Origin of the sequence: Kitasatospora sp. CB01950 (assembly GCF_001905465.1) — a bacterium.
Taxonomy (GTDB): domain Bacteria; phylum Actinomycetota; class Actinomycetes; order Streptomycetales; family Streptomycetaceae; genus Kitasatospora.
In genome coordinates this window covers 50,100-67,082 of record NZ_LISX01000011.1, presented here as the reverse complement: position 1 = coordinate 67,082, position 16,983 = coordinate 50,100, and the positions used below count along the sequence as shown (strand labels likewise).

At 74.9% G+C, this 16,983-nt stretch carries 13 protein-coding genes and 1 pseudogene; 9 read left to right on the top strand and 5 right to left on the bottom strand.

Annotated elements, in window-relative coordinates:
• Positions 1–233: 233 nt before the first annotated feature.
• A pseudogene (locus tag AMK19_RS25270) lies at positions 234–857 on the top strand (histidine phosphatase family protein).
• Between the two features lie 41 nt (positions 858–898).
• Here the strand turns inward: AMK19_RS25270 and AMK19_RS25265 are convergent.
• Both AMK19_RS25265 and AMK19_RS25260 read right to left on the bottom strand, forming a co-directional pair.
• On the bottom strand, positions 899–1,420 hold the full coding sequence (locus tag AMK19_RS25265) for an SMI1/KNR4 family protein (protein WP_073815581.1): 522 nt from the start codon (positions 1,418–1,420) through the stop codon (positions 899–901).
• Positions 1,421–1,526: 106 nt separating this feature from the next.
• Positions 1,527–2,384: an acyl-CoA thioester hydrolase/BAAT C-terminal domain-containing protein gene (locus AMK19_RS25260; RefSeq protein WP_241844573.1), complete on the bottom strand. Its 858-nt coding sequence runs from the start codon at positions 2,382–2,384 to the stop codon at positions 1,527–1,529.
• Positions 2,385–2,778: 394 nt separating this feature from the next.
• Here AMK19_RS25260 and AMK19_RS25250 point away from each other — a divergent pair, with 394 nt between their 5' ends.
• The 4 genes from AMK19_RS25250 to AMK19_RS25235 all read left to right on the top strand — a co-directional run bounded on the left by AMK19_RS25250 (position 2,779) and on the right by AMK19_RS25235 (position 11,484).
• Positions 2,779–5,217 (top strand): penicillin acylase family protein, encoded by a 2,439-nt coding sequence (locus tag AMK19_RS25250; RefSeq protein WP_083647336.1) that lies wholly within the window; start codon positions 2,779–2,781, stop codon positions 5,215–5,217.
• A 312-nt stretch (positions 5,218–5,529) separates the two neighbouring features.
• Complete coding sequence (locus AMK19_RS38220; protein WP_143200386.1) at positions 5,530–9,450, top strand: P-loop NTPase; 3,921 nt, start codon at positions 5,530–5,532, stop codon at positions 9,448–9,450.
• 55 nt (positions 9,451–9,505) lie between these two features.
• A complete protein-coding gene (locus AMK19_RS25240) occupies positions 9,506–9,994 on the top strand; it encodes an RrF2 family transcriptional regulator (RefSeq protein WP_073815576.1) in 489 nt (162 codons plus the stop codon).
• Between the two features lie 269 nt (positions 9,995–10,263).
• Positions 10,264–11,484, top strand: coding sequence for an MFS transporter (locus AMK19_RS25235; protein WP_073815575.1), 1,221 nt, complete (start codon positions 10,264–10,266; stop codon positions 11,482–11,484).
• Here AMK19_RS25235 and AMK19_RS25230 read toward each other — a convergent pair.
• From AMK19_RS25230 to AMK19_RS25220, 3 genes are all read right to left on the bottom strand, one after another.
• On the bottom strand, positions 11,471–12,208 hold the full coding sequence (locus AMK19_RS25230; RefSeq protein WP_073815573.1) for a hypothetical protein: 738 nt from the start codon (positions 12,206–12,208) through the stop codon (positions 11,471–11,473). The two genes, AMK19_RS25235 and AMK19_RS25230, sit on opposite strands and share 14 nt — an antisense overlap.
• Before the next feature lie 216 nt (positions 12,209–12,424).
• Positions 12,425–12,685 (bottom strand): hypothetical protein, encoded by a 261-nt coding sequence (locus tag AMK19_RS25225; RefSeq protein WP_073815572.1) that lies wholly within the window; start codon positions 12,683–12,685, stop codon positions 12,425–12,427.
• Positions 12,682–12,945, bottom strand: coding sequence for a hypothetical protein (locus tag AMK19_RS25220; RefSeq protein WP_073815570.1), 264 nt, complete (start codon positions 12,943–12,945; stop codon positions 12,682–12,684). Before AMK19_RS25220 ends, AMK19_RS25225 begins: the two co-directional genes overlap by 4 nt.
• A gap of 272 nt (positions 12,946–13,217) precedes the next feature.
• Between AMK19_RS25220 and AMK19_RS25215 the strand changes: the two genes are divergently transcribed.
• From AMK19_RS25215 to AMK19_RS25200, 4 genes are all read left to right on the top strand, one after another.
• Entirely contained in the window at positions 13,218–14,714 is a 1,497-nt protein-coding gene (locus tag AMK19_RS25215) for a prenyltransferase/squalene oxidase repeat-containing protein (RefSeq protein ID WP_073815568.1), read from the top strand.
• A 17-nt stretch (positions 14,715–14,731) separates the two neighbouring features.
• Positions 14,732–15,385 carry an HAD family hydrolase gene (locus tag AMK19_RS25210; RefSeq protein ID WP_073815567.1) on the top strand — a complete coding sequence of 218 codons (654 nt, stop codon included), beginning with the start codon at positions 14,732–14,734 and terminating at the stop codon, positions 15,383–15,385.
• 39 nt (positions 15,386–15,424) lie between these two features.
• The gene (locus AMK19_RS25205; protein WP_073815565.1) at positions 15,425–16,240 is read left to right on the top strand and encodes an SAM-dependent methyltransferase; all 816 of its coding nucleotides are present in this window, start codon (positions 15,425–15,427) and stop codon (positions 16,238–16,240) included.
• Positions 16,241–16,391: 151 nt separating this feature from the next.
• Positions 16,392–16,976, top strand: coding sequence for a DUF4328 domain-containing protein (locus tag AMK19_RS25200; RefSeq protein ID WP_241844572.1), 585 nt, complete (start codon positions 16,392–16,394; stop codon positions 16,974–16,976).
• The last annotated feature ends 7 nt before the right edge of the window (positions 16,977–16,983 follow it).

The window sequence follows — 16,983 nt, the reverse complement described above, 5'->3', positions numbered from 1 at the left end:
GGGCCGTGATCACCGGCTGGGGCGCTTCTTCCCGGACGGTCTGTGAAGTGTCCGGCAAGCCTCCGGCGTGAGTCCATGGAACCGCCCGGCGGGCAGTCGGGGCGAGTGATTCGACGAGCCTCGTTACCTGCCCGCCCGACGCCCGGTCGGACTCCCGGCGAACCGGTCGCCCCCGCGCGGGAGTCATGACGATCGGCCGCCGAACGCACCGACCGCATGAAGGAGCCCCGAGGATGACGGAACGAGCCGCCCGCTACCTGTACCTGGCACGGCGAGGCGAGGCGTTGGCGGACGAGAGCGGGCTGTCGGAGCGCGGGCGGCGGCAGGCCGTGCTGCTCGGCCGTCGGCTGGCGGGGCGGCCGCTGTCCGTCGTCCATCACGGCCCGCCGGCCCGGGCCGCGCAGACTGCGCGGTTGGTGTGCGAGCAGCTCGACGGTGTCCCGGCGCAGGTGTCCGAGCCGGCGGGCGACTATGTTCCGTACGTCCCGTCGCGGGCCGAACTGCCGTCCGACTGAACGGACTTCCTCCTCGCGTTCCTCGCGCAGGCCACGGCGGAGGAGCGTGCGCGCGGCCTGCGGCTGGCGGCGCAGGCGGTCGAGCGGTTCACCGAGCCGGTGGCGGGCGGCGAGGAGCGCCACGAGCTGCTGGTGACCCACAACTTCCTGATCGGCCGGCTGGTGCGCCACGCCCTGGACGCGCCGAGCTGGCGCCGGCTCGGGCTCAACCACGGCAACGCCTCGCTGACCGTCATCCGCCGGACGCCGGGCCGCCCGGCCACCCTGCTGGCCCACGGCGACATGTCGCACCTTCCGGCCGAGCTCCGCCGGACCGGGTTTCCCACCGAGTCGCGACTGTGACAGCCGGGCCGGCCGATCACGACTCCGTCTCCGGCCCTCCGTCAATCGCCCGATCGACGGCGGGCCGGGTCGGCGATCGATCCTGTGATGCGCCGTCGATCGGTCGGCGCGGGAAGGCTGGGAGGCGGGCCGCATGCCTCCGGATCGTCGAACTGGCCGTAGAACTCGCCCGGTCCGTCCTCGAAGAAGTCGGTCCCCTCGGTCTCCTCCCAGTCGGTGATCTGTGCCGACAGGCCGGCCCAGGGGCGGTCGAGGGGGAAGGGCTCGGCGGGCCTCGGGCCCTTCTGCTCGCGGACGAGCCGCCCGTCGTACGCCATCAGCAGGTGGGCGGGCTCGCCGAACTCCAGCAGGTACCGGCGATAGTTCTCCGGCAGCCGCAGCCCCAGCCCGCTCTCCGTCTCCACCACCTCGGCCTCCGTCAACGCGGAGCAGCCGGTCCGCCACACCTCGCCGTCGCCCGGCCGCAGGGCGGCCCGGCGCGCGAACAGTTCGCGTATCCGGGCCGGCCGTCGGCCGATCCGCTCGTCGTCGAGCGGCTGCCGGGGCACCGGCTCAGCAGTCATCACAGGGTCCTTCGCCGTCGGAGGGAGCCGTCGCGAGATCCGCACCGCACGACGACGTGAAGGGCACCCTGGCGATCGGGACCGACTCCGGCACCGGCCCCCGCGGTCAGCGCATCCGACTGGTCGTCAGGACCTCCACGATGTGCGGCCAGGCGGCCGCGCCGAGGAGGGCGTCGGCCTCCGGGGTGCCGCCGTAGGCGTAGGTCGGGGAGGCGGGGAACAGGGGTTCGCCGGGGAGGCGGGGGCGGTGGCCGGCGGCGGGGTGGTGGACGAGTCGACTGGGGAGGCCGGCGGCGCGGCGGCGGGCGGCGAGTTGCTCGGCGAAGGGGGCGGAGGGCCACATCGCGTCGTCGCCGCCTGCGACGAGGAGGAGGTCGGCCCGGGTGTGTTCGACGGGGATGGCCGCCGGGGGCAGGGCGTCGGGGAAGGTCCGGGCGGCCTGTTCGTAGGCGCCGCGGACGGCGACCGGGCGGCCGGGCGATTCGGTGGGCGTCCAGGTCTCGTCCATCGGCACGAACGGGAGCGGGCGGCCCTGCCACGTCCAGCAGGAGCGGTACGGGCGCTCGGCGCCGTCCAGGCCGGGGCCGACGTTGCTCCAGACCAGCGAGGTGGGCGAGATCGCGACGACCGCGTCGACCCGGGGGGCGTGAACGGCCGTCAGCAGGGCGGCTTCCGCGCCCTTGGAGGAGCCGAGTACGCCGATGCGCCGTACGCCGCGGCGCTGCAGCAGGTCGATCGCCGCGGTGAAGGTCTCCAGCGGGACTTCGCAGATGCCGGGCGGCTGGCCGGGGCCGCCGAACCAGCGGATCGCCAGTGCGGTCAGCCCGGCGCGGGCCAGCAGTCGGGCCCGTTCCCGATCGACCCGCCCGCTGGAGCCGGCCAGCACCAGCACCCCCGCGCCGCTGTCGTCGCCGTCGGGCGTGCACAGCAGGCCCTCCCAGGGCTCGGTCAACTCCCGTTCCACCAAGGCCTCCACGCACAGGTCGGTTGGGCCTGAAGTATGCCAGGACCTGCCGGAACTCCGGCCGGGGAGGGGCGGCGGTCGTCCTGTCGAAGAGGTCGGGCCTCACGCGGTGGTCGCCGCCCAGGGTGCGCGCCGTCACCACGCTCCGGGACGAGCGGGCGCACCCGCAGGGCTTCGCCCCGCCCCAGGACGGCATCGCAGGCCACCGCCCGGCCGGGTCGGCCCCCGGCAACTTCCGGACGGGGCAACCGATTTCACTGCGCGCCACGGTGATCACGACCACGGTGCGGAGATCCGTCCTCCTCCGGATGTAGTCCGTACGCCTGCCGGGCGAGGCCCACGTCGTCCCGTGGGTCGATGACCGACGACAGACCGGGACGGAAACGTGGAGCACATGACAGAGAACACGAAACTGACGCACCGTCAGTCTCGCGCGAAAGTACGGCGTTCGGGAGCGATCCCGCTCGTCCTCGGGCTCGCCGCCGGCCTGCTGACGGCCCTCGCGCCCGCCTCCGCGCAGGCCGCCGACACCGACCTGGCGGCCGGGCAGGCGGGGGGCGGCTGGACCGCCAAGATCCGGCGGACCGAGTTCGGCATCCCGCACGTCCTCGCCCAGGACTTCGGCGGTCTCGGCTACGGCTACGGCTACGCGTTCGCGCAGGACAACCTGTGCCAACTCGCCGACCAGGTGGTCACCGTGCGCGGCGAACGCTCGCGCCGGTACGGGCCGGACGGGCAGACCGTGGACCGGCTCCGCAACCTGGACAGCGACACCTACCAGCAGAGCCTGCTCCGCTCCGGCACGGTGCGGAAGCTGCTCGACCAGCCGGCGCCGCTCGGCCCGACCGCCGAGGCGCGGCAGCTGGTGGACGGCTACGTCGCGGGCTACAACCGCTACCTGCACGACACCGGCGTGGGCCGGCTCCCGGACCCGTCCTGCCGGGGGAAGGACTGGGTCGGGCCGATCACCGCCGACGACCTATGGAACATCCTGTACGACGTCAACACCCTTGCGGGCGTGGCGAAGAAGGAGACGGCCACCGCCGTCCCGGGCGCCGGCGCGACGGGCCCGGCGGCGCTCAAGGCCGCCGCAGGCGCGACGGGCCCGGCGGCGCTCAAGGCCGCCACCGCGCCGGCCGAGACCCCCGACACCGGCAGCAACGCCTGGGCGATCGGACGGGACGCCTCCCGCGACGGCCACGGGCTGCTGCTGGCCAACCCGCACCTGCCGTGGGTGGGCTCGGAGCGGTTCTACCAGGCCCAGTTGACCATCCCGGGCGTGCTGGACCTGGGCGGCGCCGGCCTCTACGGCATCCCGTTCCTGCAGATCGGCCACACCGCCGGCCTCGCCTGGAGCCACACCACCAGCTACGCCGACCACGCGACGTTCTACCGCCTGTCGCTGGTGCCGGGCGACCCGACCGCGTACCTGGTGGACGGCAAGGTCGAGCGGATGACGGCGCAGACCGTCCCGGTCACCGTCCGGGCGGCCGACGGCACGCTGTCCACCGTCGAGCGGACCGTCTACCGCTCCCGGCAGGGCTTCGTGCTGGCCGCCGGCTGGACCGACAAGCAGGCCTACACGCTGCGCGACGCCAACGCCGACAACCTCCGCTCCCTCAACGAGTGGATCGCGATGGGCCGTTCGCAGAACCTCGACCAGCTGCGGCAGGCCCAGCGGACCTACCAGGGCGCGCCGTGGGTGTACACCACGGCCGTCGACACGTCCGGGACCACGTACTTCACCGACTCCTCCGCCGTCCCGCACCTGCCCGACGAGCAGCGGGCGCGCTGCCTGGTGGACGATCCGATGATCGACGGGCTGCTGAACGGGTCGACCACCGCGTGCGACCCGGGCAGCGACCCGGAGGCGCGGGTGCCCGGCGTGTTCGGGCCGGCCGACCACCCCACGCTGAGCCGCACCGACTACGTCGCCAACTCCAACAACGGCCCGTACCTGACCAACGCGGACGCGCCACTCGCCGGCCTGCCCGCCGTCTACAACGGCGGCCCGCAACTCGCCTCGCGGCCGCAGCTGGGCCTGCGGATGATCGCCGACCGCCGGGCCGGCACCGACGGCCTGGGCGCGCCCGGCTTCACCCTCGGCACGCTGCAGGACGCCATGTTCGGCAACCGCGTACAGAGCGCCGAGCTCGACCGCGACGACGCCGTCGCCCTGTGCCGCGCCCACCCGCAGATCACGGCCTCCGACGGCACCGGCGTGGACGTGCGCGCCGCGTGCGACGTGCTCGCCGCGTGGAACACCCGGGGCGACGCCGACAGCAGGGGCACCGTGCTCTGGCAGGCGTACCGCGACGCGCTGGCGGGCACCCGCACCAGGGCCTGGCAGACCGTCCCGTACGACCCGGCCGAGCCGCTGACCACCCCGCGCGGCATCGCCGCCGACAGCCCGGACGCGCAGCGCGCGTTCGCCGACGCCGTCCGCGCGCCGGCGGCGCGCGGGCTGCCGGTGAACGCCGCGATCGGCGACGTGCAGCGCTGGGCGGGTATCCCGCTGCACGGGTGCGCCGGGCAGATCGGGTGCTTCAACGTGCTGACGGCCGGGCCGAGTTCGGGCGCGGGCGGCGGCACCTACCCGGCAAGCGGCGCGAGCGTGCCGCACGGCTCCAGCTTCGTGATGGCCACCGAGCTGACCGACCGGGGCCCGCGCACCCGGACGCTGCTCACCTACGGGGAGTCGGCCGACCCGACCTCGCCGCACTTCACCGACCAGACCCGCCGGTACGCCGCCAAGCAGTGGGTGACCGAGCGCTTCACCGAGGCCGAGATCCGCTCCGCGCCGGGCCTCACCGTCACCACGCTGCGCCGCTGACGCACCGCCGATTCGCTCATCGGGCCGCCGCCGTTCCCCGAACGGCGGCGGCCTCTGCCGTGACCGGGCAGCCACCACCGAACCCACCTGTCGCCGACCGCCCAGGGCCTGTCCGGTCGATCTTGTCGGATCAGCGCGCGGCGGCGGGCGCCCGGCTGGGAGTGCCGCCGGAACGTCCTCGTACTGGGTGTACTTGGATGTTTCGGCGGTGCTTCCAGCCGGGATGATCCGGCGGCGCGCGCCCGGCAAGATCGGCCGGACAGGCCCTAAGGTGGTGGGGTTTTGGCAGGGCGGCAAGGGGGCGGGGGCGGCGTGGAGCGGGCGCGGCTGGTGGGGGTGGACGGTCTGGGTGGGCCGGGGTCGGGCTGGGCGGTCGGTGGGCGGCTGGTGTTGACGTCCGCCCATGTGGCGCGCGGTGAAGGCCCGTCGGGCGTGCGGGTGTTCCGTCCGGCGGGGCCGGGTCCGGTCGGCGCCGAGGTGGTGTGGTGCGGTACGCCGGGCGGTCGGGACGATGCGGCGCTGCTGCTGCTCGAAGGCCCGCTGTGGGCGGAGCCGCCGGGCCCGGTGCGCTGGGGGCGGCTGGTGACGGACCGTCCGGGGACGGCCTGCGCGACCTGGGGCCTGCCCGACCTCGCGCAGCGCCCGGGCCGGCCGGCCGAAGCGGTGCAGCTGGTCGGGGAGTTGAACCCGGGCACCGGTTTCGTCGAGAACCGGCACGTGATGGACCTGCGTCAGCACCCGCCGCAGTGGTCCGCCGGAGGTTCCCCGTGGGGCGGCCTCTCGGGGGCGGCGGTGCACTGCGACGACCTGCTGGTGGCCGTGGTGGCGTCCGACCGGGCGCATGCGGGCGGGGCGCAGCTGAACCTGGTGCCCGGGTACGTGCTGCACCACGATCCGGCGTTCCGGGCGGTGTTGGCGGCGCACGGGGTGCCGGCGGCCGCGTTGGAGCCGGTGGAGTTGCGGCGCCTGGCCGATCCGGCGGTCGTCCCGGAGCGGGCGGCGGGGCCGGTGCGTTCGCCGGCGGCGCTGTTGCGGGCGGCCCGGCAGGTGGTGCCGTTCCACGGGCGGGCGGAGCTGCTGGGCGAGTTGGTCGAGTGGTGCGGGCGGGGCGGGTTCGGCGCGTGGCTGCTGCACGGGCCCGGCGGCCAGGGCAAGACGCGGCTGGCGCACGAGTTGGCGGCGCGGCTGTCGGAGCGGCAGTGGGCGGTGTTGTGGCCGCGCCCGGACGCCGGGCCGGAGGAGTTGGCGGAGTGCCGGCTGGCGGCGCGTCCGCTGCTGGTCGTGCTGGACTACGCGGAGCACCGCACCGCGCAGCTGTCTGCGCTGGTCGCGGCGGCGGCCGCGCACCGGGGTCCGGCGGCGTTCAAGGTGCTGCTGCTGGCCCGCACCGACGGCGACTGGTGGCAGCAGGCCGTCACCGCCGACGACGTCGCGCAGGACCATCTGGAGTTCGCCCCGACCCGGCGGCTGGACCCGCTGCTGGCCGAGCCCGCCGCCCGCCCGCCCGCGTACCGGGCCGCGTTGGACGCGCTGGCCGCCGCGCTGCCGTTCGTGGACGGCCAGGCGGGCCCCGACTGGGCGGGCGTGGCGGCGGCCCTGCCGACGGCGCCCGGGCTCGACCAGCCCGGCTTCGGCAATGCGCTGACCCTGCAGATGGCGGCGCTGGCGGACCTGCTGGACACCACCGGGACGGCCGAGTTCGCGGGCCGGCCCGGCGCCGCTGTGGTGGAGGACCGGCTGCTGGGCCACGAACGCCGCTACTGGCAGCGCACCGCGTCGGCGCTCGGCCTCGCGCCCGCGCTCTCGGTGCGGGCGCTGGACGCGGTGGTCGCCGCCGCGAACCTGGCGGGTGCCGCCGACCGGGACCAGGCGGACCGGCTGTGGCGTCAACTCCCGGCGCTGGCCGACCAGTCACGGGACCGCCGCGACACCGTGACGGCCTGGCTCGGCGCGCTCTACCCCGCGCCCGCACCTCACCCGTTCGGCCCGCTGCCGCCCGACCGCCTCGCGGAGCGCCACATCGCCCGGGTCCTGGACACCGACCCGGCGCTGCCCGAGCACCTGCTCCCCGCTCTCGACCCGGACCGCACCGCCCAGTTGCTCACCGTCTGCACCCGCGCTGCCGCCCATCCGGCGCTCGACGGCCGCCTCGACGCCGCGCTCACTTCGCTGTGCGTCCGCCACCGCACCGCGCTGGCCCGGCACTTCGTCCCGCTGGCGACCCGCACCCCGCGCCCGGGGCCGCTGCTGGCGGCGCTGGCGGCGATCGTCGAGGACCCGGGGACGCCCCTGGACGACCTGTTCGAGCTGGATCAACTGATGCCGGGGCTCAGCCAGGCCCTGGTGCACGAGGCGGCCCGGCTGGCGCGCACCGTGACGGGCCGGCTGCGGACGGCGTGGGCCGCCGACCCCGACCGGTACGGACCGCGGCTGTCCGCCGCGCTCACCGCGCTGTCCGTCCGGATGCGCGAACTCGGCCGCGTCGAAGAGAGTCTGGCCGCCGCGCAGGAGGCGGTCGAGCTGTTCCGGTCGCCGGCCGACGCCGATCCGGACTTCCACACCCTGGGCCTCGCGCTCATGCTCGGCAACCTGGGCGTGCGGCTCGCCGAGGCCGGTCGCCACGAGGAGGCGCTGGCCGCCGCCCAGGAGGGCGTCGCGCTGCACCGGTCCCGCGACGATGCCGGGCTGTCCCCGCTGGTCTCCGCGTTGGTGAACCTGTCCTCCGTCCTCGGCAGTCTCGGACGGGACGCGGAGGGACTGGCCGCCGCCGAGGAGGCGCTCGCGGTGACGCACCGGCTCGCCGAGTTCGGGGCGGAGGCGGACGAGTTCCTGGAGGCGAGCGTGACGGCTTCGTTGAGCCTGCGGCTCCAGGGTCTCGACCGTTTGCCGGAGAGCGCGGAGGCGGCCCGCCGCACGGTGGACCTGTACCGGTCGCTCGCGGAGTCCGTCCCGGACACGTACCTGCCCGCGCTCGCCGGGGCGCTCACCCGCGAGGCCCAGCTCTGTCTGGTCCTCGGTCGCCGGGAACGGGGCCTGTCCTCGGCGCAGGAGGCGGCCGCGCTGTTCCGCGGCCTCGCGGAGCACAACCCGGACGCGCACCTGTCGACGCTGCTCCTCGTTCTCCTCACCCTCACCAATCACCTGAACGCCGTCGACCGTCCGTCCGAGGCCCTGGACGTGGCCCGGGAGGCGCTGGCCGTTGCCCGCAGGGTGCGGGCCGACCGGTCCGAACTCGTCGCCGCGCTGCTCAACCTCTCCTTCCACCTCGGTGTTCACGGGTGTGCGGAGGAAGGATGGACGGTCGCTCAGGAGGCGATCGGGCTCTGCCGCTCGCTCGACGCCGATCACCCCGGGGACCACGCGATCGGCCTCGCCGCCGCGCTCGACGAATCGGCCGCCCACCTCGTCCTGCTGGGCCGGACGAACCAGGCACTGGCCGACCGCGTCGAAGCGGTGGACCACCTCCGCACTCACGCCGCGCGATCGGCCGGGCTGGCCGAATCGCTGAGCGGCCTCGCCGGCCAGCTCGGCGGCCTGGGCCGCCACGCCGAAGCGGTCCTCCACTACGCGGAGGCCGTCGAGATCCGCGCGGCCCTGGCCGAGTCCGCCCCGGACAGCCAACTGCCGCGTCTCGTCGACGCCTTGGTCCGGCTCGTCGAGCAGCTCCGGCCGGCCGGGGAGGTCGCCGGGGCCGTCCGTGCTGCCCGCGAGACCCTCGGCCGGTGCCGCGCGCTGGCCGCAGCCGTGCCGCCGCACCATCTCCCGTCTCTGACAGCCGCGTTGACCGGCCTGGCCGACGTCCTCGGCGAACCCGACCGGTGGGCGGAGAGCCTGGCCCTGGCCGAGGGGACGACAGCCCATTGGCGCAGGCTCGCCGAGTCCGATCCCGACACCCATCTGCTGTCGCTGGTACAGGCGTTGACCGCCATTGCCGTCAACTCCGGCCTGGCTCATCGCCCTTCGGACGGACTCGCCCCGGCCGTCGAGGCGGTCGGGATCATCCGCACACTCCATCGAGCCGATCCGGTCTCCCATCTGCACTTGCTGGCAGCCGGGTTGCGCATCCTCGCCCTGCTCCGGCGCGACCTCGACCAGCACGCGGAGGCGCGCGCCGCCGCGACGGAGGCGCTCGGCCTCTACCGGGCGCTGGCCGCCGAACGCTCCGTCTCGTTCCGCCCCATGGTGGAACAGCTCACCGGAGTCCTCGCCCGGCTCGACGAACTTCCCTCCTGAGCCGCCGGGTTGAACCGCTGGCCATCCGGCTTTCCGGACAGCTAGTATCCCGAATATGCGGACGAGCGAAGGCGTCGAGTGGGGCCTGCACTGCTGCCTCACCCTGGTGTGGCTGGACGAGACCGACCCGGTGCCGTCGGCCCGACTGGCGGCGATGTTCGAGCTGTCGCCGACGTACCTCAACAAGGTGCTGCAACGGCTCACCCGGGCAGGCGTGTTGACGTCCACCTCGGGTCCGCGCGGCGGCGTCCGGCTGGCCCGCGACCCCGGACGGATCACCATGATGGACGTGGTGACGGCCGTCGAGGGCGCGGATCCGCTGTTCGCCTGCGCCGAGATCCGGCAGCAGGGCCTATCGGCGGAGGGCGCGCACACCCGCGAGTTCGCCCGCCCGTGCGGCATCGCCGCCGCGATGCGCCGCGCCGAACTCGCCTGGCGCCGCGAACTCGCCGCCCGCACCGTCGCCGACCTGGCCCACGAGGCCCCGGCCACCTCCATCGCCCGCATCCGCCACAACTACGCCCGCCTGACCTCCACCGCCTGAACAGCCGCCGGGCACGGGACAGTGCGAAAACAGGGACGCGGGGAACTGCGAGGGTGCGAACCCAGGGGCGCGTGGGGGCACCTCCCGGCCCGCCAGGGCTGGGGGAGAACTGCGCGAAGCGGAAGGCACCCCATCCGCAAGATCGCGACGCAGGACAGTGACCTGCACGTGATCGCGACCTTGCGGACGTGACGTGCGCTTGTCGCGCAGTTCCCCGCACCCCTCCCCCTATTCCGGATACCAAACATCCCGAATCACGGAGCCCCACCATGCCCACCACAGTCAAGCCCCCTCCCCCGAACGCCACTTCGCCCACCGACCCCGGCCTCCGCCCCGCCGCCGTCCTCGCCGTCGGCACTTTCGCCGTCGGCACGGACGCGTTCGTCACCGCCGGCTTCCTGCCCGCCATGGCCGGCTCGCTGCACGTGTCGACCGCCGCCGCCGGGCAGTCCGTCAGCCTGTTCGCCGCCGTGTACGCACTCGCCTCGCCGCTGCTCGCCGTCGCCACCGCCCGACTCCCCCGCCGCACCCTCCTGCTCGGGGCGCTCCTGCTGCTCGCCGCCGCCAACGCGCTGTCCGCACTCGCCCCCACGTACCCGGTCCTCCTCGTCGGCCGCACCCTCGCGGCTCTCGCCGCCGCCGCCTTCACGCCGACCGCCGGGGCGACGGCCGCGGCGCTGGCGCGGGCCGAGTCGCGGGGGCGGGCGCTCGCGGTGGTGATCGGCGGGCTGACGGCGGCCACCGCGCTCGGGGTGCCGCTCGGGCGGGTGGCGGCCGCCGGACTGGGGTGGCGGGCGGCGCTGGGCGCGGTGGCCGTGCTGTCCGCGTTGGGAGCGCTCGCCGTCGGACTGACGCTGCCTCGGATTCCGGGCGGGGAGCCGGTTCCGCTCCGTTCGCGGCTGGCCGCGCTGCGCCGTCCGGGTGTGCTGCGGGTGCTGCCGCTGACGGTGCTCGGGATGGCGGCGTGCTACGTGCCGTACTCGTACAGCGTGCCGGTGCTGGCGGCGGTCGGCGTCTCGGGGCGGGTCGCGGTGCCGGTCGCGCTGGTGCTGTACGGCGCGGGCGCGGTGGCGGGCAACCTGCTGTCGGGGCGTTGGACGGACCGGCTCGGCCCGGTCCGCGTGCTGACGTCGGGCTACGCGACCATGGCGGTGGCGTTCGCCGCGCTGACCGCCCTCGCCGCCGTGCACGCGCGCAGCGCCGTCGCGGTGGGGGTGTTGGCGTTCCTGTGGGGTGCGAGCAGTTGGTGTCAGACCCCGGCGCAGCAGCACCGGCTGCTCGCGGCCGCGCCCGAACAGGCTCCGCTGGTGGTGTCGTTGAACTCGTCCGCGATCTATCTGGGCATCGGCGCGGGCACGGTGCTGGGCGGGTTGGCGCTGCCGCACGGCGCGGCGGCGGTGTTCGTCCTGGCGGCGGTGCTGTCGTGCGGCGCGGCGGTGTTCCTCCGGGTCACCGCAGCGCGCGGGCGCGCCGGTGCTACATCCACATGAACGGCTGGGCGGCGATCGCGGCGGCGGACCGCGCGCTGGCGGTCAACATCTCGTCGGCGCCGTCGCCGGGGTGCTGGTCGGCGTAGCGGGCCTCGACGAGGGTGATGTGGTGGCCGACCAGTTCGACCCGGATCGCGGCCATCGGCTTGACGCCGGCTGCGGGGGCGACCAGTCCGTCGGGGAAGGTGAATTCGAACTCCGCCGCGTGGTCGCGGACGGCCTGGAGGGCCTGGGCGGCGGCGGCCGGGTCGTTGAAGCGCAGCACGGTGATGCTGGTGATGACGGGCTGGTCGGTGCGGGTGAGCGCGACGCCGAACCAGTCCTTGCAGTCGAGCTTCTCCAGCAGGTCGTGGCTCTTGTCGAGTTGGACGCCCTGGCAGTCGACGCCGTCCCGGCCGGCGGTCCGGCGGCTCTTGAACAGCTCGTGGTCGTAGGCGCGCTGCACGGGGAAGTAGTGGTCGACGGTGAAGGCCTGAACCTCCGTCATCGGCTTGGCGACCTGCCCGGGCGCGGCGGCCGCGGCAGCGGGCTGGGTGCTGGTGGGGCCGAGGCCGGGCAGGATGTCGCCGGGGTGCGGTGTGGACACCACCCAGACCCCGCCGGCGGCCAGGACGGCGACGACGCTCCACAGGGCGGCCAGCCGTCTGCGCTCGCCGACGGCCCGGTGACTGGTGGCCGGTTGGTCCTCGTCGGCGCTCGCAGTCACGCCCCCCTGGATGGTCATGGCGCAGATTCTAAGCAGGTCATCCCACAATCCCACCTTCGGGTGGGACGTACCGGAAGCACCTGGCCCACCACGGGCATGCGGCCGACAATCAACTTGTCAGCAGATCGGAGGTTATGTCCAACTTGCGCACTGCGGGCGGTTTCTGGCGGACCGCCCGAGGCCCACCGGCCCACTCGCCGCCGCCCACCGGTTCACTCGCCGCCGCCCGCGGGTTCACTCGCCGAGGCCCGGCACCCACACCAGGCGCAGCACGTCGATGGTGCGCTCGTCCGGGTTGACGAACAGTTCGGCGGTGACGGACGGGGCGAGCACCGCGCTGCGCAGGTCGCCCCACTCGTCGACGGCCGCGCCCGCCCGGCCGTCGAGCGTCACCAGCGCGGCGGTGACCAGCGCGAACAGCAGGTCGTCCGCCTTGGAGATCTCGACCATCGCCTGGGCGGGCTGGTCCTGGAGCCAGACCCGCCACCCCTTCACGCGACGGCCCCGACCTGCTGCGACCGCCCCGCCGTGAGCAGCGGGCCGACGGCGGCCCGGTACCCGGACCGGTCGCTGCCGTACGCCGCGGACATCGCCCGCAGCCACCACGAGGTGATCACGGCCTCCCGGTCCTGCGGGTCCTCGACCGGCCCCAACTCTGCGTAGAACCTTGCCCGTTCGTCGTAGGTGAGCGCGTGCTCGATGCCGTTGATGCTCCGTGGCACCCGAAGCGTGCCGGACTCCGCCATTGCCGTCATGCCCTGCCCTCCCGTCCCAATGCCTCCGACCGTACCCGGGCCCGCCCGATCCGTCTGCCACGTTTCCCGAACGGCTCTTCGCGGAGAGGGCGGCTGTGCCCGGGGAACGCTGCGGATATGCGCCGCCGAGGGGCGGTTCACGCTTTCGGGTCCGGTTCCGCGCAGAGGCTCGCGGCGGGCCCGCGGTGATCACTAGCGTGCGGGCGGCGGCGTCCGGGGCGGTCGGCTCGCGGTGTCGCCGGTGTGTCGTTCCGCGGCGTGAAGGAGCTCGGATGGGCAGTGTCCGGGAGCAGTTGATGCGTGGCGCGGCCGGGTACCTGGCCGCACAGGTGGAGGCGGACGGCCGGATGCGGGTGCGATGCCCGAGCCGGGTGCTCGAATCGGTGCTGACGGAGCGCCTGTTGGCGCGCCACGCCCCCGCCGACCCCGCGCTCGGCCGGGTGCGCGGGTATCTGCGCGCCGCCCGGCACGGCGCGGGCCTCGGTGCGCTGGACCGGGTGCTGCTGGGGCTGCCGGCCGGCGAGGACGTGCTGGCGGGGCTGGACCACTACACGGCCGCCCGCAAGCGGGTGCTGGTCAACACCGTGCTCCATCTCGCCGGTGTGCACGCCGAGTTGCGGGTCGGCGCGGAGGAGATCGCGGTGCCGGTCGGCGCGTTGCAGAACTGGAAGCGCGCCGAGTGGCTGGCCTGCCGGGTGATCCGCGCCCACGCACGCGCCGAGCCGGTGGACGCCGGCGACCTGGCGGCGCTGGCCGCGCTGGTGCAGGGCCCGGTGATCTACGAGCACCTGCACCTGGCCCACCTGATCGTGCTGCACGCGCTCTCCCCGCACCCGGCCCACGGGCGGGCGGTGCGCCACGGCCTGGAGTTGACGGCCGCCACCCAGTTGCCGGACGGCGGCTTCACCGTCGCCGTGGACTTCGACCTGTGGGTGCCGTCCATCGCGGCCTGCGCCCTCGCCGAGGCCGAGGCCGACCCGGCCCTGCTGGCACGGATCGCCGCCTGGGCGGCCCCGCACCAGCACGCCGACGGCGGCTGGCCGTACCGGCCCGACGTCGAGCAGACGGACGTCGACACCACCTACACCGTGCTGGCCTTCCTCCAGCGCCACGACCGCGCCCGGCACGCGGAGCGGATCGCGGCCGGGCACGCCTACCTTCGGCGGATCCAGAACCCGGACGGCGGCTGGTCCACCTACCCCGGCGGCAGCTCGGAGCCGGCCATGACCGGCGGCGCGCTCGCCGTCCTCGCCGACCGGCCCGTCCTCGCCGACCGGCCCGGCCTCGACGACGGGCAGACCGACGCCGTCCTGCGCGGCGCCCGCCTGCTGGCCGCCGCCCAGCGCGCCGACGGCGCGTTCGAACGCGGCTGGAGCCTGGCCGAGAACAACGCGCTGTTCCGCGCCGTCCACGGCCTGGCCGCCGTCCGCGACCACGCGCTCCCGCCCGCCGCCGACCAGCACCTGATCGAACGCGCGCTGACCGCCGCCACCGCCTACCTGACCCGCGGCCAGAACCCGGACGGCGGCTGGGGCCACCGCCACGGCAGCCCCAGCGACGCCACCAGCACCGGCTGCGCGCTCGCCGCGCTGGGGCGGCTCAAGCAGACCGGGCCCGTCCCCGCCGCCCTCGCCTTCCTCGCCGACACGCAGCTGCCGGACGGCAGCCTCCCCGCCGTCCCCGACACCACCGCGCCCCGCGGCCTGCCCATCGACCTGCCGTACATGCCCACCGCGTACGTCCTGCGCGGCCTGGCCCACCTCCGGTGAGAGCGGAGCGCCGACCCGTGACCCCCCGACTCCCCGGCCCGCACCGGGCGACGGTCTTCGACTTCGACGGCACCCTCGCCGACACCGGCGCGCTGAACGCCCGGGCCGTCCACCACGCCCTGACCGTGCACGGCGTCAACGTCCCCGCCGCCTGGCTGCACACCGTCGAGCTGGCCGACCTGACCGCGGTGCGCCGCCGCTTACGCGCCGAGTACGGGCAGCAACTCGCCTGCGCGGACGCCGAGTTCATCGACACCGCGCGCGCCTGGTGGGCCCGCCACGCGCACACCGTCCGCGCCGTCCCGCACATCGCCGACCTGGCCCGGCGGGCGGCCCGCAGCGGGCCGGTCGCCGTCGTCTCCGCCAACGACGGCGGCATCGTGCGGGCCGGCCTGGCCGCCATCGGCCTGTCCCACCTCGCCGCCACCCTGGTCGCCCGCGAGGACGTCCCGCACCTCAAACCCGCGCCCGACGGCTACCTGCTCGCCGCCGCCCTGCTCCGCGTCCCCCCGGCCGCCTGCCTCGTCTACGAGAACACCGACGAGGGCATCACCGCCGCCCGCACCGCCGGGATGACCGTCGTCGACGTCCGCACCCACCCGCGCGGGACGGGCATCGGGCATCCGCCGGCGCACGGCGATTCGCTTTCCCGGGCGGCCCCCTACTCCTAGGCTTGGGGCTCCGAATGTCCGACCGACAGGGTGGTTTCGATGACGGACGACACCCCGGGGATCGACGGGTCGAAGCCGAGCATCGCCCGGATCTACGACTATCTGCTCGGCGGTCGGGACAACTACCCGGTCGACCGCGAGATCGGCGATTTCTTCCTCAACGACCTGCCCGGCTCGGTGGAAGTCCCGGTGGAGAACCGCCGGGCCCTGATCCGTGCCGTCGCCGCGATGGCCGAGGACGGCATCCGCCAGTTCGTCGACATGGGCAGCGGCCTGCCCACCGCCGACAACGTCCACCAGGTCGCCCGGCGCCACCGCGCCGACGCCCGCGTCGCCTACGTCGACAACGACCCGACCGTCCTCGCCCACGGCCGCGCCCTGCTGGCCGCCGACGAGCGCACCACCGTGATCCTGGCCGACGTGCGCGAGCCGGAGACCGTCCGCCACCACCCCGAGGTGGCGCGGCTGATCGACTTCGGCGAGCCGGTGGGCGTCGTCTTCAGCGCCGTCCTGCACCACCTCGACGACGAGGAACGCCCCGGCGAGCTGGTGCGCTGGTGGGCGGAGCGGGTGCCGTCGGGCAGCCGGTTCTACCTCTCGCACTTCCGCTCCGGCCACAACGAGCAGACCCGGCTCGCGGAGCAGAGACTCCAGTCCGCCTTCGGCCGTGGCCGCTTCCGCACCGACCGGGAGATCGCCGATCTGTTCGGCGACCTCGAACTGCTCGAACCCGGGCTGGTCCCCTGCTCGCTGTGGCGGCCCGAATCGGCCTCCGGAGACCGGTCCGGCGCGGGTGAGCGGGAACTGACGGTGTGGGAACAGATGATTTCCTGCGGATTGGCCCGCAAGCCGTAAGTGCCCTACGCGGCAAGGCCCGGTGACGGCCGGTCGCCCCCCGGTGGCTCCGGCGGCCGGATTCCGCTTTGACAAGTCGAACGCGCCCCCTATTCTTCAGGCCGAATCTGCGTGCGACCGGCACCGCAGTAACGTCCGGTGGGGGCTCGCAGTGCATTCCGAAACCGCTCACGACATACCGCGTCCGCAGGCCGCCCGGCCCGGCGGATCGCCCGTCGCGGTCCGGGGGTTGGCGCTCGCCGCACAGGTGCTGATCGGCCTTGAGACCGCCCTGCAGCTGGTGCTCGCGGCGGCCGGCGGCACCCGCTCGACGCTGTTCCGGGTGACCACGCCGCTCTCGCTCCTGCTGTTCTTCGGCTCGGTCGTGGTCTTCCTCGTCTGGTTCCGGCGCTGCCGCCTCAACGCCGAGCTCCTCGCTCCGGGGGCCCACCGCTACTCCGCGGGCTGGGCCGTCGGGGCCTGGTTCACGCCGGTGGCGCTGCTGTGGATACCGCGCACCGTCACGCTCGACATCTGGCGTGCCTCCGCGCCGGCCGGCACCGGCGTCTGGCTGGTCAACGCCTGGTGGGCCGCCTGGCTGGCCAAGACCGTCGGCGGCGTGATCGTCGGCGAGATCGGGCACAACGCCTACGGCTACTCGGTCTTCGACATGGCCGCCGGCCTCGGCGCGGGCGTCCTCGCCGTCCTGCTGATCCGCCGGCTCACCGCCCACCAGGAAGCCGCCCTGCGCGGGTAGCCGCAGG

What these genes read in the sequence shown, in the direction of transcription:
- AMK19_RS25265 (WP_073815581.1), bottom strand. Translation starts at nt 1,420, where the DNA reads ATGACTGCTGAGCCGGTGCCCCGGCAGCCGCTCGACGACGAGCGGATC.
- AMK19_RS25250 (WP_083647336.1), top strand. Translation starts at nt 2,779, where the DNA reads ATGACAGAGAACACGAAACTGACGCACCGTCAGTCTCGCGCGAAAGTA.
- AMK19_RS25240 (WP_073815576.1), top strand. Translation starts at nt 9,506, where the DNA reads ATGCGGACGAGCGAAGGCGTCGAGTGGGGCCTGCACTGCTGCCTCACC.
- AMK19_RS25235 (WP_073815575.1), top strand. Translation starts at nt 10,264, where the DNA reads ATGCCCACCACAGTCAAGCCCCCTCCCCCGAACGCCACTTCGCCCACC.
- AMK19_RS25230 (WP_073815573.1), bottom strand. Translation starts at nt 12,208, where the DNA reads ATGACCATCCAGGGGGGCGTGACTGCGAGCGCCGACGAGGACCAACCG.
- AMK19_RS25220 (WP_073815570.1), bottom strand. Translation starts at nt 12,945, where the DNA reads ATGACGGCAATGGCGGAGTCCGGCACGCTTCGGGTGCCACGGAGCATC.
- AMK19_RS25215 (WP_073815568.1), top strand. Translation starts at nt 13,218, where the DNA reads ATGGGCAGTGTCCGGGAGCAGTTGATGCGTGGCGCGGCCGGGTACCTG.
- AMK19_RS25205 (WP_073815565.1), top strand. Translation starts at nt 15,425, where the DNA reads ATGACGGACGACACCCCGGGGATCGACGGGTCGAAGCCGAGCATCGCC.